Consider the following 16,942-nt stretch of genomic DNA (forward strand, 5'->3'; position numbering starts at 1 on the left):
CATGGATCTGGAGCAACTGAAGAAGGCTACGAAAGAAATTCTAGTAGATGTTCTGGCAAAAAGCCGTCTCCACCAAGGACAGATTCTAGTCCTCGGGATGTCTTCAAGTGAAGTTGCAGGAGGGAAAATTGGAAAAGCCTCGAACATCGACATTGCCGAAGCTATTGTCAAAACCTTACTAGATGAGTTGAATCCAAGAGGGATTTATCTAGCGGTACAAGGATGTGAGCATCTCAATCGCGCTTTAGTGGTTGAAAGAGAATTGGCAGACAAGAAGGAGCTAGAAATCGTCAATGTCCTTCCGAGTCTCCATGCAGGAGGTGCTGGGCAACTCGCTGCTTTCAAGTATTTTAAGGATCCTGTTGAAGTAGAATTTATTACAGCCCAAGCCGGGTTAGACATCGGAGATACCTCGGTGGGGATGCATGTCAAACATGTCCAAGTTCCGATTCGCCCTATCTTGCGTGAACTAGGCGGTGCCCATGTCACAGCCCTGGCCAGTCGGCCAAAATTGATCGGCGGTGCCCGTGCTCTCTACCTCGATGATCCCATCCGAAAATCATAAATAGAACTAGCTTTTAGGGGCTAGTTTTTTTGGATGAAAAGAGAGGCAAAAACGTTTTAAAACTTGCAATTTCAAAGTTTTGTGGTAAAATTATAAGGAATGACTATATTATTTTAAGGAGAGACAGAATGTCTGTATCATTTGAAAACAAAGAAACTAACCACGGTGTATTGACTTTCACAATCAGCCAAGAGCAAATCAAACCTGCTTTGGACCGTGTGTTTGAGTCAGTTAAGAAAACTTTGAACGTACCTGGATTCCGTAAAGGTCATATTCCACGTCCAATCTTCAACCAACGTTTTGGTGAAGAAGCTCTTTACCAAGATGCTTTGAACGATCTTCTTCCAGCAGCATACGAAGCAGCTGTTAAAGAAGCTGGAATCGAAGTTGTAGCACAACCAACTTTCGATGTTGTATCTATGGAAAAAGGTCAAGACTGGACATTGACAGCAGCTGTTGTAACAAAACCTGAAGTAAAATTGGGTGCTTACAAAGACCTTGAAGTATCAGTAGAAGTTTCTAAAGAAGTAACAGACGCTGATGTGGATGCTCGTATCGAACGCGAACGCAACAACTTGGCTGAATTGGTTGTTAAAGAAGGTGCTGCTGCAGAAGGTGACACAGTTGTGATCGACTTCGTAGGTTCTATCGACGGTGTTGAATTCGACGGTGGTAAAGGTGACAACTTCTCACTTGGACTTGGTTCAGGTCAATTCATCCCAGGTTTCGAAGACCAATTGGTTGGACACTCTGCTGGTGAAACAGTTGATGTGATCGTAACCTTCCCAGAAGACTACCAAGCAGCTGACCTTGCAGGTAAAGAAGCAAAATTCGTGACAACGATCCACGAAGTAAAAGCAAAAGAAGTACCAGCTCTTGACGATGAATTAGCAAAAGACATCGACGAAGAAGTTGAAACTCTTGCTGAATTGAAAGAAAAATACCGTAAAGAATTGGCTGAATCAAAAGAAGAAGCATACAACGATGCAGTAGAAGCAGCAGCAATCGATCTTGCAGTTGAAAACGCTGAAATTGTTGAACTTCCAGAAGAAATGATCCACGAAGAAGTACACCGTTCAATCAACGAATTCCTTGGAAACATGCAACGTCAAGGTATCTCACCTGAAATGTACTTCCAAATCACTGGAACAACTCAAGAAGATCTTCACAAACAATACGAAGCAGAAGCTGAAAGCCGCACGAAGACAAACCTCGTGGTTGAAGCAGTAGCCAAAGCAGAAGGCTTCGAAGCAACTGAAGAAGAAATCAACGCTGAAATCGAACAATTGGCAGCAGATTACAACATGCCAGTTGAACAAGTTCGCAACCTTCTTTCACCAGAAATGTTGAAACATGACATCACCGTGAAGAAAGCAGTGAACGTGATCACAAGCACAGCAAAAGTAAAATAATTTAGAATAAAAAGGCTGGGCAACAACTGTCCGGCCTTTGATGTTTGGTAGAAATAACTGTATGACGCAGTGGTTGATTGGCATCTTTGTTCGCCTTTAAGCTCCAAAGATGACCTAATCAACTGTGCGGGGGTGGGAAAACGAACTCTTTTTAACTAGTCGGAGTTCTTTCCCACTCCCTTTTCTGATTTCATGGAGAATCCTGGAATTTTCCTTTGACGAAAGGGGAAATTTATCGTACAATAGAGTGTAACGATAAAATGCGTGATAGATTTAGTGACGAGAAGTTTTCAATCTATCATCGAGGATAGGATGAGGTTTAAGACCGGATCCTTCTCCATTTAGGAAATGAAACATAAGGAGATTTACCCTTGGAATTAGAAGTATTTGCTGGACAAGAAAAAAGTGAACTTTCTATGATTGAAGTGGCGCGTGCGATTTTGGAATTACGCGGACGTGACCATGAAATGTACTTTAGCGATCTTGTAAATGAAATTCAAAATTACCTTGAAAAATCAAACAGCGAGATCCGTGAAGCCCTCCCATTGTTCTACACAGAATTGAATGTAGATGGAAGCTTTATCCCTCTTGGAGATAACAAATGGGGACTTCGTTCATGGTATGCCATCGATGAAGTTGACGAGGAAATCATCGCTCTTGAAGAAACAGATGAAGACGAAACACCTAAGAAACGCAAGAAAAAACGTGTTAATGCCTTCATGGATGGAGACGAAGATGCGATCGACTACAACGATGACGATCCAGAAGACGAAGAAGTTTACGAAGCAGATCCAGCTCTTTCATATGATGAAGAAAATCCAGATGATGAAAAGAGTGAAGTCGAAGCTTACGATGCTGAAATCAATGAAATTGTACCAGATGATTTGGGTGAAGAAGTTGAATTGAGCGAAGAAGACGACGAAGAAGAGGATTCTGAAGACGAGGAAGAAGAATAATTCATACGAAACAAGGAAATTGTTCCTTGTTTCTTTTTGTTTGCATTGAAAACGGTGACAAGTTAGAGTATAATGTACATGTAAGTATTTTCCAAATAGGAGGTGTTTCAAATGGACTTTCGTTTAGATGACAGTTTAGTAGATGCTGGTATTGACACGGTTGTGGTCGGCATAGCTAAACATGTGGATCCTCAAGCTGTTTTACCTGTCGCTTTTCTTGAAAAAAAGCAAGCGATGGAACAATGGGCGCTCCAGTGTGAGGTGGAAGAAGTTGCAGAATCAGCGGTTGTTACAGGCTATACGGATTTGTTGCAAAAGGTAGGGCGCAGTACCAAGAAAAATCCGCCAACAATTCTTGCCCTCATCCGAAACATCCAGCATCGAGGTTCTCTGCCTCAGATCAATAGTATCATTGACATTTATAATGTTGAATGTCTGAAATCTTTTCTCGCTATTGGAGGACACGATCTGGATAAGATTGAGGGTCCGATAGAATTTACGATCAGTCAAAGAGAAGATCTCTTCTTACCTATCCTTTCTAGCGAAAAGCATGTAGCACCGACAGACCCCGTCTACAGAGATCAAAAAGGGGTTCTAGCTTGGTTGGATGTGCGGGATAGCGACCTTTACAAATTTGAGGAAACAACAAAAAACGCTCTCTTTGTCATCCAAGGAAATCAAGAGACCACAGTAGAGATGCGTTTAGAAGCACTGGAGCGAATCCACAAGGATCTTGCTTCCTGCATGCCTGATCTTCAATTTGAGAAATTTCTTGTCACACAAAATGGAGTGGAAAAAGTCGTGTAAACGGCAGGAATCATTTTCATGAAATTTTCAATTTGACAAAGTGGAGCATTTGCGGTAAGATATTGTTCGGGCACCTCATTTTGAGGTCGGAGCTCCCTATGGATTAGGGAGCTATTTTTGTTTTTTTCTGCAAAGAGGAATGGCCTCTACAACATTAGAAGAAGAGGAAAGCACATGTCAACAAAATATATTTTTGTCACGGGTGGTGTCGTATCATCCATCGGAAAAGGGATTGTCGCAGCAAGTCTTGGTCGCTTGCTCAAAAATCGTGGATTGAAAGTGACCATCCAAAAATTTGACCCTTATATCAATATCGACCCAGGGACGATGAGCCCTTACCAACACGGGGAAGTCTTTGTCACTGACGATGGTGCTGAGACGGACTTAGACCTTGGTCACTATGAACGCTTTATCGATATCAACCTGAATAAGTACTCAAATGTGACGACAGGAAAAATTTATAGCGAAGTCCTTCGCAAGGAACGCCATGGGGAATACTTGGGCGCTACTGTACAGGTTATTCCTCATATTACGGATGCCTTGAAAGAAAAGATCAAACGAGCAGCGACGACGACCGATTCAGATGTCATCATCACAGAAGTTGGCGGTACCGTTGGGGATATCGAGTCCCTTCCATTCCTTGAAGCGCTTCGCCAAATGAAGGCAGATGTCGGTGCTGAAAATGTCATGTATATCCACACCACTCTCCTTCCTTACTTGAAGGCTGCGGGTGAAATGAAAACCAAACCAACCCAACACTCTGTGAAAGAATTGCGTGGTCTTGGGATTCAACCAAATATGTTGGTCATCCGTACAGAAAAACCAGCTGGTCAAGGAATTAAGAACAAGTTGGCTCAATTCTGTGATGTCGCACCAGAAGCTGTCATTGAGTCACTTGATGTGGAACATTTGTACCAAATCCCATTGAACTTGCAAGCACAAAATATGGACCAAATCGTTTGTGACCATTTGAAATTGAATGTTCCTGCAGCAGATATGACAGAATGGTCTGCGATGGTCGATAAGGTCATGAACCTCAAGAAGCAGGTCAAGATTTCCTTAGTTGGAAAATACGTGGAATTGCAAGATGCCTACATTTCTGTCGTTGAGGCCTTGAAGCACTCAGGTTATGCGAATGATGCTGAAGTCAAGATTAATTGGGTCAATGCCAATGATGTGACAGCCGAAAATGTGGCAGAACTCCTTGGAGATGCTGATGGAATCATCGTCCCAGGTGGTTTTGGTCAACGGGGAACGGAAGGAAAAATTCAAGCCATCAAGTATGCGCGTGAAAATGATGTACCAATGCTGGGAGTTTGCCTTGGTATGCAGTTGACCTGTGTCGAATTTGCACGTGATGTTTTGGGACTAGAAGGAGCCAACTCAGCAGAATTGGATCCAGACACCAAGTATCCAGTGATCGATATCATGCGCGATCAAATCGATGTAGAAGATATGGGAGGAACACTCCGTCTCGGTCTTTACCCATCTAAACTCAAACGAGGATCAAAAGCAGCTGCTGCCTATGACAATCAAGAAGTGGTACAACGTCGCCACCGTCACCGTTATGAGTTTAACAATGCTTTCCGTGAACAATTCGAAGAAGCAGGACTGGTCTTTTCAGGTGTTTCTCCAGACAACCGTCTGGTCGAAATCGTTGAAATTCCAGAAAATAAATTCTTTGTGGCTTGCCAATACCACCCAGAATTGTCAAGCCGTCCAAACCGCCCAGAAGGACTTTACACAGCCTTTATCACAGCGGCAGTTGAAAACCACGATAGCAAATAAAAATCAAGGGAGCAGGTCTATAGACCTGCTCCCTTTTTGTGAAAAAATGACAAACTCTGAAAAAAGTTTGAAAAAAATCTTGACAAAAAAGTCGTTGATTGATATACTAGTAAGGTACTCAATCGCGGGGATGGCGGAATTGGCAGACGCGCAGGACTAAGGATCCTGTGACCGCTTTAGGTCGTGAGGGTTCAAGTCCCTCTCTCCGCATCGGATGAAGATAGCTTCGGCTATCTTTTTTTGTTTCTCGAAACCTTTGTGGTAGAATAGGTGGGAGAGGTGGTATAAACATGAAGAAGAAGTATCTGATTTTGGTCGATGGCCTCTTTGCACTATTGGGAAGTGCCATTAATTTTTTCGGTCCTATTATGATTTTAGCTATGGGGATAGGCGCATACAAGGATACTTTTAGATATTTTATCGCCTTAAACATATGGAATGTCCTCGTTTTTCTAGCAGCGATTGCTTCTAAGTATTTGCTCAGAAAAGAGAAGAGGATTAAAAAGTGGATTCCCAATCTTTTCTTGATGGCAGGCTGTATTCTACTTGTTGCGATATTTCTTGCTGTGCCTGACACCTTTCCTTTTCTTTTTAGATTGGTAAACGGGTTTCTTGGAAAAATGTTTACTGACAGTCAATTATTTGCTGCTTATTTCTATTCTCAATGGGTTGCAGCGGTATCCCTTGTGATTTGCGGGATTGCCTTTCTCCTTTCACTAAAAAATTTTAAAGAAGAGAATTGAGGCTGGGACAAAAGTCCTAGACTCTCAATTGTTTTTGGATTGTCGAGCAAGACGCAGTGGTTGAGTGGGCTCTACTACGCTGATTTCATCAGCTTTTACAGCCCTACTCAACTGTGCGGAGGTGGGACGACGAAATCGAATTCTAACGAATGACCGATTTCTGTCCCACTCTCTTTTCCTTATTTGCTAGGATGAAAGTCTTAGGGGAGAGTGTTCCGTACTATTTATCGTAAGAAAGCGCTTAAAGCCACAGGAAAAACTAGCAATTTTAGCGTAAAAGTGATAAAATAAACGATGTAAGTGGTTTAACCACAAAAAATTAGAGGAGGCCTACTACTAATGGCAATCGTTTCAGCAGAAAAATTTGTCCAAGCAGCTCGTGACAATGGTTATGCAGTTGGTGGATTTAACACAAACAACCTTGAGTGGACTCAAGCTATCTTGCGTGCAGCAGAAGCTAAGAAAGCTCCAGTACTTATCCAAACTTCTATGGGTGCTGCAAAATACATGGGTGGTTACAAAGTATGTAAAGCCCTTATCGAAAACCTTGTAGAAGCAATGGGAATCACTGTACCAGTTGCTATTCACCTTGACCATGGTCATTATGAAGATGCTCTTGAATGTATCGAAGCTGGTTACACTTCAATCATGTTTGATGGTTCACACCTTCCAGTTGAAGAAAACCTTAAATTGGCGAAAGACGTCGTTGAAAAAGCTCATGCTAAAGGCGTTTCCGTTGAAGCTGAAGTTGGTACTATCGGTGGTGAAGAAGACGGTATCATCGGTGATGGTGAATTGGCACCAATCGAAGACGCTAAAGCAATGGTTGCTACAGGAATTGACTTCTTGGCAGCAGGTATCGGTAACATCCACGGTCCTTACCCAGCAAACTGGAAAGGTCTTCACCTTGACCACTTGCAAAAATTGACTGAAGCTGTTCCAGGATTCCCAATCGTATTGCACGGTGGATCAGGTATCCCTGATGATCAAATCCAAGCAGCGATCAAACTTGGTGTTGCGAAAGTTAACGTGAACACTGAATGCCAAATCGCATTTGCAAATGCTACTCGTCAATTCGTACGTGAATACGATGCAAACGAAGCAGAATACGACAAGAAGAAACTCTTCGACCCACGTAAATTCTTGAAACCAGGTTTCGAAGCAATTACTGCAGCTGTTGAAGAACGTATCGACGTATTCGGTTCAGAAGGCAAAGCTTAATAAAAACAGGAAAACAAGGTCCCATGTGGATCTTGTTTTTTTGTTTGGGAAAAGTTGCTTCCGGGATTTAATTTTTGTACAATAATGCTATGAAAAAACTGAAAAAATGCTGTCTAGCCTTTCTTGGTTTCATTCTTTTGTTTTTAGTAGCAACATTTATCTTTCATCGTATCAGCTTAGAAAAGGAACAAGCATCTCTAACTCCTATGGGTAAAACTGTTCTCGTTAATGGGCATAAAATCAATGTTTACGTTGAAGGGGATGGTCAAGAGACAATAGTAGTTCTTTCAGGTGCAGGTATTGCTTCACCTATATTAGACTTTAAGAATCTAACAGATTCCCTATCCAAAAAATACAAAGTAGTCGTCGTAGAGCGAGCGGGATATGGTTTTAGTGAAGATAGTGATCAATCAAGAGATGTGATGACGGTTCTTTCTGAGACCCGTCAAGCTCTATCACAAGCAAATATATCAGGACCTTTTATCATTCTGTCTCATTCAATGGCTAGTCTTGAAAGTCTGGCTTGGCAGGAAAAGTATCCTGATGAAGTGAAAGCCTTGGTTGGTCTGGATTGGGCATTACCAGCAAGTTATGAGGATTTAAAGGACAATCAGGCCTTGCTTACTGTGGCTTATTGGAGCAGTAAGATTGGCTTATTACGCTATTTCCCTGAGTCCTTTTATATAAAAAATCCAACTCTGACTGAAACTGAACGACAACAATATAAATTACTAGCATATAAGCAGTTGATGTCACAAGCCATGCTCCATGAATCCCGTTTGGCAAGGGAAAATGCCAAGAAAGTTCCATCTAGCATTAATCCGAAAATTCCAGCCTTACTCCTGGTGTCTAACGGTGATGGTACTAGCTTTAGCCAATCAGAGTGGCAACGTTATGCAGAGAGATTTGCAAGCGACCAGTCTAATGTTCGAGTCGTCTATATGGATGCGCCTCACGACCTCTATCATTATCAAAGCGATGCTATTGTTTCTCGCATTAAAGAATTTTTGGAGAATAATTGAGGGCTTAAAAATCCATTGGGACTGATGATAATCATTAAATGCTGGAGGATTTACAGTAGAATCGTTAATTTTCTCGATTAAAAAATAACAAAAAACCTGCCCCTAAGGGCAGGTTTTTTGGTCTCTTAAGGAAACTATTTAACAGAATTTTTGATTAAAAGTTTCATTTTAAGTGAGAAATCTCTCATTTCATAATCAATAAGCAAACGCTTGCATTCCTATTTTTATTAGATTATAATAGGTTGGTATAAAGCCTTCTGTAATAATATTGAGAAAGTGTAGAAAGTAAGGATTTAGAATATTTGTAGTCAAAAATACAATGTTGTTTCTTACGATAGGGAGATAGATATGGCAATGATAGAAGTGCAACATCTTCGGAAAAATTTTGTGAAGACAGTTAAGGAGCCGGGGTTAAAGGGAGCCTTGCGCTCCTTTATTCATCCTGAAAAGCAGACCTTTGAAGCGGTCAAGGATTTAACTTTTGAAGTTCCAAAAGGGCAGATTTTAGGATTTATCGGGGCAAATGGTGCTGGGAAGTCAACCACTATCAAAATGCTGACAGGAATTTTGAAGCCGACATCTGGTTTTTGTCGGATTAACGGCAAGATTCCCCAGGATAATCGCCAAGATTATGTCAAGGATATTGGAGTCGTTTTCGGACAACGCACCCAGCTATGGTGGGATTTGGCACTGCAAGAGACCTACACGGTCTTGAAGGAGATTTACGATGTGCCAGACTCGCTTTTCCATAAGCGCATGGACTTTTTGAATGAAGTTTTGGATTTGAAAGAATTTATCAAGGATCCTGTGCGGACCCTTTCACTAGGTCAACGGATGCGGGCGGATATTGCGGCTTCCTTGCTTCACAATCCCAAGGTTCTCTTTTTAGATGAGCCGACTATTGGTTTGGATGTGTCGGTCAAGGATAACATTCGTCGGGCTATCACCCAGATCAATCAGGAGGAAGAGACCACTATTCTTTTGACCACTCACGACCTGAGTGATATTGAGCAACTCTGTGATCGGATTTTTATGATTGATAAGGGGCAAGAGATTTTTGATGGAACGGTTAGCCAGCTCAAGGAGACCTTTGGAAAGATGAAGACTCTCTCCTTTGAACTAGTACCAGATCAAAGTCATCTCCTTTCTCACTATGAAGGCCTGCCTGATATGTCCATTGATAGACAAGGAAATACTCTCAATATTGAATTCGATAGTTCCCGCTACCAGTCGGCCGATATTATCAAGCAAACCTTATCTGATTTTGAAGTCCGTGATTTGAAGATGGTAGATACGGATATTGAAGATATTATCCGTCGCTTCTATCGAAAGGAGCTCTAAGATGGTCAAATTATGGAGACGTTATAAACCCTTTATCAATGCAGGGATTCAGGAGTTGATTAGCTATCGAGTCAACTTTCTACTTTATCGGATTGGTGATGTCATGGGGGCTTTTGTGGCTTTTTATCTATGGAAGGCTGTCTTTGATTCCTCCCAGGAGCCTTTGATTCAGGGCTTCAGTATGGCAGATATCACTCTTTACATCATCATGAGTTTTGTGACCAATCTCTTGACCAGGTCTGATAGCTCCTTTATGATTGGGGAGGAGGTCAAGGATGGCTCCATTATCATGCGCTTGCTGAGACCAGTGCATTTTGCGGCTTCTTACCTCTTTACGGAGCTTGGTTCCAAGTGGTTGATTTTTATCTCTGTTGGACTGCCATTTTTAAGTGTCATTGTTTTGATGAAAATCTTATCTGGGCAAGGGATTGTAGAAGTGCTGGGACTAACTACCCTTTATCTTTTTAGCTTAACGCTGGCCTATCTGATTAACTTTTTCTTTAATATCTGCTTTGGATTTTCAGCTTTTGTATTTAAAAATCTATGGGGTTCCAATCTGCTCAAGACTTCCATAGTGGCCTTTATGTCTGGTAGTTTGATTCCCTTGGCTTTCTTTCCAAAGATTGTTTCAGATATTCTCTCCTTATTGCCATTTTCATCCTTGATTTACACTCCGGTTATGATTATTGTTGGGAAATACGATGCTAGTCAGATTCTTCAAGCGCTTTTGCTCCAGTTCTTCTGGCTTATAGTAATGGTGGGCTTGTCTCAGTTGATTTGGAAACGAGTCCAGTCATTTATCACCATTCAGGGAGGTTAGTATGAAAAAATATCAACGCATGCATCTGATTTTTATCAGACAATACATCAAGCAAATCATGGAATACAAGGTGGATTTTGTGGTTGGTGTGTTGGGAGTCTTTCTGACTCAAGGCCTAAACCTCTTGTTTCTCAATGTCATCTTTCAACATATCCCTTCGCTAGAAGGTTGGACCTTTCAAGAGATTGCCTTTATCTATGGATTTTCCTTAATTCCAAAGGGATTAGATCATCTCTTTTTTGACAATCTCTGGGCTTTAGGTCAACGACTAGTTCGAAAAGGGGAGTTTGACAAGTATCTGACTCGACCTATCAATCCTCTTTTTCACATCCTGATTGAGACCTTTCAGATTGATGCCTTGGGTGAACTCTTGGTCGGTTGCATTCTATTAGGAACAACAGTGACTAGCATCGCTTGGACTCTTTCAAAATTCCTGCTTTTCCTAGTCTGTATTCCTTTTGCGACCTTGATTTACACTTCTTTAAAAATCGCGACAGCCAGCATCGCTTTTTGGACCAAGCAGTCAGGTGCCATGATTTACATTTTCTATATGTTTAATGATTTTACCAAGTATCCTATTTCTATTTACAATTCGCTCCTTCGTTGGTTAATCAGTTTTATCGTGCCTTTTGCCTTTACGGCTTATTATCCAGCTAGCTATTTCTTGCAGGGCAAGAATGGGCTCTTTAACATCGGTGGTTTGATTCTGATTTCTCTTGTCTTCTTTGGCATTTCCCTCAAACTCTGGGATAGGGGATTGGATGCTTACGAAAGTGCTGGTTCGTAAGAGGTAAAGTAAGACTAAAATCAAGAAAGGAACTGATGATGTTTGTAATTAAAGAAGTCAAGGATGAAGATCAAAAAATGGCAGTTGTCGCTGAGGTTTTAAAGGATTTGCCAGAATGGTTTGGAATACCAGAAAGCACGCAAGCCTACATCGAAGGAACTAAAGATTTACGAGTTTGGGCTGCTTATCAAGAAAGTGATGTAGTAGGGTTTATAAGTTTATCATATTCGAGTGAAGATTGTGCTGAAATTGATTGTCTAGGCGTGAAAAAAACATTCCAAGGTCAAGGAATTGGAAGGGAATTAATTACGACTATAGAAAGAGAAGCAGTCAAACAAGTGGACTACCTACAGGTCAAAACAGTCGCAGAAGGTTCAAATAAAGATTATGACCGAACAAATCTCTTTTATCGCAGTCTTGGTTTTAAAAAATTAGAGATTTTTCCTCAACTATGGGATCCACAGAATCCATGTCAGATTCTGATTAAAAAGATCAACTAAAAGTGCTTGACATCCGTTCTCAGAGTGCTATACTAAGAAGGTAATCGCCGATTTAGCTCAGTTGGTAGAGCAACGCACTCGTAACGCGTAGGTCACAGGTTCGATCCCTGCAATCGGCATCAAATGATACAGTAAAAAGTCTGTTGTGACGGGCTTTTTTGATGTTTAATTGCTTTTTGTACCAAATTAATTATAAAAGGCTTCGATGAACATTAAAAGGACCTGCTTGATGTAGTAGTGATGGCTAGAAGCACCACTTGGAGGGGCGAGATAATGAATGATGGTGATAACCGATTCGTTCTGTCTCGCTCCTTTTTTTGACCGCATAGGCGCTATTTTTAACCACTTAGTCAAAAGTCCTTGTTACTTTTCACTCCCTCTGCTATCATAGAATCATCAAAGGAAGGAACCCTTCCGAATAGTGAAAATGAGGTATTAGGATGAAAAAACTACTTGGACTTGGATTTATTCTGGCTGCTCTTGCGGTTGTCACAATGGGAATGGTTGGCTTTCCAAAGCTTGATGTGAATATCTGGCCCCTATTTCCCGTTCTCTTATTTGCTTTCTTTACTCTTGAAAATCTGATGAAACAGGATTACAAGGCAAGTGCTATCTGTGCTTTGATTGCCCTGATGATTGCAAACGCGATCTATGATCTCTTGCCGGTTTCAAATGGCTTAGTGATCACAGCGGGTGTTCTTGCTTGCGTGGGTCTTGGTTTTCTTTTACCAGATAAGGAAAGCAACAAATAAACAAGGGAGGCTGGGACAAAAATCCTAGCCTCTCAATTGTCTTTGGATTGTCGAGCAAGACGCAGTGGTTGAGTGGGCTCTACTACGCTGATTTCATCAGCTTTTATAGCCCTACTCAACTGTGCGGAGGTGGGACGACGAAATCGAATTCTAAAGAATGACCGATTTCTGTCCCACCCTCTTTTTTACTTCTCAAAAACTACCTCTTGATGGGCAAAACGTGCCACTTACTGAAAAGCCCTTGTTTTGTTTTCAACAGCTGTTATAATGGTACTATCAAAACGTTGGGAAAGGAGTTTTATGAAAGTTAGAATTGAATTGGATCCATCAATGGACGAGCCTGAGATCTTGATTCGAGCTCCGCGCCTGACCCCGGAGTTGACCCAGCTGCAAGAGAGAATCCTAGAACAAAAAGTCGCTCCATTAGCCTTCTACAAGGATCGAAGTGAGTATTTTCTAGATGTAGCATCGATCCTCTTTTTTGAGACGGATGGGGAGAAAATCTATGGGCATACCAGGGATGAGGCCTATGAGGTCAAGCAGAAGCTTTATGAATTGGAGGAGTTGCTTCCCATTGCCTTTTGTCGGATTTCCAAATCCACCATTGTCAACGCGAAGCAGATCTACTCGTTGGAAAAGTCTTTTTCAGGGACCAGCACGGTCAACTTCTACCAAACCCACAAGCAGGTCCATGTATCCAGACGCTACTACCAACTCTTAAAAGAACGACTAAATGAAATGAGGTAATATCATGAGAAAAAAATTAATCGGTATCTTCTTGATCCTTCTAGCAGCCTTGGTGCTTTTACAGGGCTATTTTGTAAAATGGGACATCAGCATCTGGACCTTGGCTTGGGTCACTTTGTTAGCGGTCCTCTCCCTCTCTAGTTTCTTAAAACGCCATTTTGGTTGGGGCTTCATCTATGGACTTTTAGCCCTCTTTTGTCTCAATGGGCAATACCATTTCCTTCCGGTATCCAATTCGGTGGTGATCCTTTCTTCAATTCTCGCTGTGATTGGACTCAATATTTTATTCAAGCCCTCTAAGAAGACAAAAGACCGCCTAGCTTCCTATTCTGCTGGGTCCATGAGTAAGTCTGATGGCAACAATATTGATGTCACTTTTTCTACAGTAACCAAGTATCTCAATGATCAACACTTTACCCATGGAAGTGCAGATGTCAGTCTCGGAGAAGCATCGGTTTATTTTGACAATTGCCGGATTGAGGGTCCTTCTGCCCAGTTTGTTGTCGATGTTTCCCTTGGGAGTCTGAGCCTCTATGTGCCAAGCGATTGGCGCGTCCATGTTAATGTGGATAATTCCCTCTCAGCCATCCAACATCAGGAAAATCCAAGTGCTCTCACTAGCAAGGATTTCTACATTACGGGCGATGTTTCCTTAGGAAATCTAGAAATTATCTATGTAGGAGAGAATTCGTTTTCTTAAGATAGAAAATGAAAAACTTTCTCCAAAAGCTTGCCAAGAGAGATTTTTTTTGGTAATATAGTACGGTATGTGGTGCTAGCACATCCGTTATATTAGATCTAATAGGAGGAAACACAGAAATGGCTAAAGTATGTTATTTCACAGGTCGTAAGACTGTATCAGGTAACAACCGTTCACACGCGATGAACCAAACAAAACGTGCCGTAAAACCAAACCTTCAAAAAGTAACTGTCCTTATCGATGGTAAACCTAAAAAAGTTTGGGCTTCAGCTCGTGCATTGAAATCTGGTAAAGTAGAACGCGTTTAATAAAGAAAGAAGGCTGGGCATAAAGTGTTCAGCCTTCGCTTTTTGATAGGAATAGTAGTATGACGCAGTGGTTGATTGGAACTACTCATTTTTGAAACATTCGTACTTCCTAATCAACTGTGCGGGGGTGGGAATACGGACTCTTTTGAACGAATCGGAGTCCTTTCCCACTCCCTTTTCTTTTTCTCTAGAGACAGCTGTCACAGCGGGAGAAGAATAGTCCCTACCCTTTTACAGTTGGCCTCTTTTATGGTAAAATAGAATATAAAATACTTTTGAGGTAGAAATTATGACAGTAAAAATCAATACAAAGGACGGTCAAATTGAATTGACTGATGAGGTTATCGCAACTGTTGTAGGCGGTGCTGCTACTGAGATCTTCGGTGTGGTTGGAATGGCCAGCAAAAATGCGATCAAAGATAATTTCCAAGCCCTCCTAGGGAAAGAAAACTTCTCTAAAGGTGTTGTTGTCAAAACAACGGAAGCAGGAACTATCGCAGTTGATGTTTACACTGTTTTGAGCTATGGAACAAAAATTAGCGAAGTCTCAAAAAATATTCAAGAACGTGTGAAATTTAGTTTGGAAAATCAACTTGGAATCACTACGGATACTGTGAATGTCTATATTCAAAATATCAAGATTGTGGGAGAATAATCGTGGCTAATATTACTACAAGTTTATTTCAAGAAATGGTTCAAGCGGGGGCTACGCGCTTAAATAAACAAGCGGAATATGTAAACTCTTTGAACGTCTTTCCTGTACCAGACGGGGACACAGGAACCAATATGGGAATGACCATCGAAAATGGGGCAAAAGAAGTAGCTGATCGCTCTGCTTCAACTGTTGGTGAAGCAGCAGGGATCTTCGCTAAAGGACTATTGATGGGCGCGCGTGGGAACTCAGGAGTCATCACTTCTCAATTGTTCCGTGGATTTTCTCAAAGTGTCAAAGACAAAGAAGAATTGGATGGAGCAGCACTTGCAGCAGCCTTCCAGTCTGGTGTTGAAGTAGCCTATAAAGCCGTTATGAAGCCGGTTGAAGGTACCATTTTGACGGTTTCTCGTGGGGCAGCCATCGGTGCCAAGAAAAAAGCAGAATCTACCAATGATGCGGTAGAAGTCATGCGTGCAGCTCTTGAAGGTGCTAAAACAGCTCTTGCTAAGACTCCAGATATGTTGCCGGTCTTGAAAGAAGTTGGTGTGGTAGACTCTGGTGGTCAAGGTTTGGTCTTCATCTATGAAGGATTCTTATCAGCTTTGACAGGGGAATTCATCGCTTCTGAAGAGTTCCAAGCAACACCTGCAACCATGTCAGAAATGATCAATGCAGAACACCACAAGTCAGTCGCTGGCCATGTCGCAACTGAAGACATCAAGTTTGGTTACTGTACAGAAATCATGGTCGCTTTGAAACAAGGTCCAACTTATGTCAAAGACTTCGATTACGATGAATTCCGTAACTATTTGAACAACCTTGGGGATTCCCTATTGGTGGTGAATGACGATGAGATTGTCAAAGTTCACGTCCATACAGAAGATCCAGGTCTTGTCATGCAAGAAGGTCTTAAGTATGGAAGCTTGGTCAAGGTCAAAGTCGATAACATGCGCAACCAACATGAAGCGCAAGTTGAAAAAGAAGAACGTCAAGCCAAACCAGTTGAAGAAAAAGAATATGCCATTATTGCTGTTGCAGCAGGTGATGGCTTGGCAGATATTTTCAAGGCACAGGGCGTAGACTACATCATCTCAGGTGGTCAAACCATGAACCCATCAACAGAAGACTTTGTCAAAGCTGTTGAAGAGTTGAATGCGCGCAACATCATTATCTTGCCAAACAACAAAAATATCTTGATGGCTGCTCAATCTGCAGCAGAAGTGATTGATCAACCTGCAGCAGTTGTAGAAACCAAGACAATCCCTCAAGGATTAACCAGTCTTCTTGCCTTTGATGAAAGTAAGCCGATCGAAGAAAACTATGAACGCATGAGCGCTGCATTGGCGGATGTTGTTTCTGGTAGCGTAACGACTGCTGTTCGGGATACCACTATTGATGGTCTTGAAATCCACGAAAATGATAACCTCGGTATGGTAGATGGTAAGATCGTCGTTTCAAATCCAGACATGATGGAAACCTTGGAAGAAACCTTCGCTCACATGTTGGACGAAGACAGTGAAATTGTGACCATCTATGTTGGTGAAGAGGGTAGTGAGGAAGTGGCAAACGAATTGGCCCAAAGCCTCGCAGAAAAATACGAAGACGTAGAAGTGGAAATCCACCAAGGTGGCCAACCCGTTTACCCATACTTGTTTAGTGTAGAATAAATGAACAGAAGGTTCCGAAAGGGACCTTTTTATGTGCATAAATGTTTGCCTAAAACAGAGTTTTCAATGAAGAGAAGCCCTGAGGATGACAAGCCTTCCTGCGTTTGATGAGGAAGGAAAACATGGATTTAAAACGAAATGAAGGTTAAAA

At 41.7% G+C, this 16,942-nt stretch carries 19 protein-coding genes and 2 tRNA genes; 20 read left to right on the plus strand and 1 reads right to left on the minus strand.

Features of this window, described 5'->3' with window-relative positions:
• Position 1: 1 nt before the first annotated feature.
• The 14 genes from JX304_RS01355 to JX304_RS01420 all read left to right on the plus strand — a co-directional run bounded on the left by JX304_RS01355 (position 2) and on the right by JX304_RS01420 (position 12,081).
• Positions 2–565, plus strand: coding sequence for a TIGR01440 family protein (locus tag JX304_RS01355; protein ID WP_205010925.1), 564 nt, complete (start codon positions 2–4; stop codon positions 563–565).
• Positions 566–693: 128 nt separating this feature from the next.
• Complete coding sequence (gene tig, locus JX304_RS01360) at positions 694–1,977, plus strand: trigger factor (protein WP_205010926.1); 1,284 nt, start codon at positions 694–696, stop codon at positions 1,975–1,977.
• A 371-nt stretch (positions 1,978–2,348) separates the two neighbouring features.
• A complete protein-coding gene (gene rpoE / locus JX304_RS01365) occupies positions 2,349–2,933 on the plus strand; it encodes a DNA-directed RNA polymerase subunit delta (protein ID WP_003010182.1) in 585 nt (194 codons plus the stop codon).
• A gap of 111 nt (positions 2,934–3,044) precedes the next feature.
• Entirely contained in the window at positions 3,045–3,740 is a 696-nt protein-coding gene (locus JX304_RS01370) for a B3/B4 domain-containing protein (RefSeq protein ID WP_205010927.1), read from the plus strand.
• Positions 3,741–3,914: 174 nt separating this feature from the next.
• Positions 3,915–5,528 (plus strand): CTP synthase, encoded by a 1,614-nt coding sequence (locus JX304_RS01375; RefSeq protein ID WP_205010928.1) that lies wholly within the window; start codon positions 3,915–3,917, stop codon positions 5,526–5,528.
• 124 nt (positions 5,529–5,652) lie between these two features.
• Positions 5,653–5,738: transfer RNA gene (locus tag JX304_RS01380), tRNA-Leu, on the plus strand.
• 80 nt (positions 5,739–5,818) lie between these two features.
• Positions 5,819–6,271: a hypothetical protein gene (locus JX304_RS01385; RefSeq protein ID WP_205010929.1), complete on the plus strand. Its 453-nt coding sequence runs from the start codon at positions 5,819–5,821 to the stop codon at positions 6,269–6,271.
• A gap of 339 nt (positions 6,272–6,610) precedes the next feature.
• On the plus strand, positions 6,611–7,492 hold the full coding sequence (locus JX304_RS01390) for a class II fructose-bisphosphate aldolase (RefSeq protein ID WP_187540761.1): 882 nt from the start codon (positions 6,611–6,613) through the stop codon (positions 7,490–7,492).
• 89 nt (positions 7,493–7,581) lie between these two features.
• Positions 7,582–8,514 carry an alpha/beta fold hydrolase gene (locus JX304_RS01395; RefSeq protein ID WP_205010930.1) on the plus strand — a complete coding sequence of 311 codons (933 nt, stop codon included), beginning with the start codon at positions 7,582–7,584 and terminating at the stop codon, positions 8,512–8,514.
• 348 nt (positions 8,515–8,862) lie between these two features.
• Positions 8,863–9,855, plus strand: a complete 993-nt coding sequence (locus tag JX304_RS01400; RefSeq protein WP_205010931.1) for an ABC transporter ATP-binding protein — start codon at positions 8,863–8,865, stop codon at positions 9,853–9,855.
• A gap of 1 nt (position 9,856) precedes the next feature.
• On the plus strand, positions 9,857–10,675 hold the full coding sequence (locus JX304_RS01405; protein ID WP_205010932.1) for an ABC transporter permease: 819 nt from the start codon (positions 9,857–9,859) through the stop codon (positions 10,673–10,675).
• A gap of 1 nt (position 10,676) precedes the next feature.
• Positions 10,677–11,462 (plus strand): ABC transporter permease, encoded by a 786-nt coding sequence (locus JX304_RS01410; RefSeq protein ID WP_205010933.1) that lies wholly within the window; start codon positions 10,677–10,679, stop codon positions 11,460–11,462.
• A 38-nt stretch (positions 11,463–11,500) separates the two neighbouring features.
• Positions 11,501–11,962 (plus strand): GNAT family N-acetyltransferase, encoded by a 462-nt coding sequence (locus tag JX304_RS01415; protein WP_205010934.1) that lies wholly within the window; start codon positions 11,501–11,503, stop codon positions 11,960–11,962.
• Positions 11,963–12,008: 46 nt separating this feature from the next.
• Positions 12,009–12,081, plus strand: a tRNA-Thr gene (locus tag JX304_RS01420).
• 67 nt (positions 12,082–12,148) lie between these two features.
• On the opposite strand, the gene JX304_RS01425 is transcribed toward JX304_RS01420, so the two are convergent.
• Complete coding sequence (locus JX304_RS01425) at positions 12,149–12,289, minus strand: hypothetical protein (protein ID WP_205010935.1); 141 nt, start codon at positions 12,287–12,289, stop codon at positions 12,149–12,151.
• A 113-nt stretch (positions 12,290–12,402) separates the two neighbouring features.
• On the opposite strand from JX304_RS01425, the gene JX304_RS01430 reads away from it, so the two are divergent.
• The 6 genes from JX304_RS01430 to JX304_RS01455 all read left to right on the plus strand — a co-directional run bounded on the left by JX304_RS01430 (position 12,403) and on the right by JX304_RS01455 (position 16,791).
• Entirely contained in the window at positions 12,403–12,714 is a 312-nt protein-coding gene (locus JX304_RS01430; protein ID WP_205010936.1) for a hypothetical protein, read from the plus strand.
• Positions 12,715–13,014: 300 nt separating this feature from the next.
• Complete coding sequence (locus JX304_RS01435) at positions 13,015–13,461, plus strand: LytTR family DNA-binding domain-containing protein (RefSeq protein ID WP_205010937.1); 447 nt, start codon at positions 13,015–13,017, stop codon at positions 13,459–13,461.
• A 4-nt stretch (positions 13,462–13,465) separates the two neighbouring features.
• Entirely contained in the window at positions 13,466–14,161 is a 696-nt protein-coding gene (locus tag JX304_RS01440) for a LiaF transmembrane domain-containing protein (protein ID WP_205010938.1), read from the plus strand.
• Between the two features lie 119 nt (positions 14,162–14,280).
• Entirely contained in the window at positions 14,281–14,469 is a 189-nt protein-coding gene (gene rpmB, locus JX304_RS01445; protein ID WP_001140948.1) for a 50S ribosomal protein L28, read from the plus strand.
• Positions 14,470–14,758: 289 nt separating this feature from the next.
• Complete coding sequence (locus tag JX304_RS01450; protein ID WP_003004393.1) at positions 14,759–15,124, plus strand: Asp23/Gls24 family envelope stress response protein; 366 nt, start codon at positions 14,759–14,761, stop codon at positions 15,122–15,124.
• 2 nt (positions 15,125–15,126) lie between these two features.
• Positions 15,127–16,791, plus strand: coding sequence for a DAK2 domain-containing protein (locus JX304_RS01455; protein WP_205010939.1), 1,665 nt, complete (start codon positions 15,127–15,129; stop codon positions 16,789–16,791).
• Positions 16,792–16,942: the final 151 nt, after the last annotated feature.

The sequence above is a fragment of the Streptococcus parasanguinis genome (genome assembly GCF_901875555.1).
GTDB classification, from domain to species: Bacteria; Bacillota; Bacilli; order Lactobacillales; family Streptococcaceae; genus Streptococcus; species Streptococcus parasanguinis_H.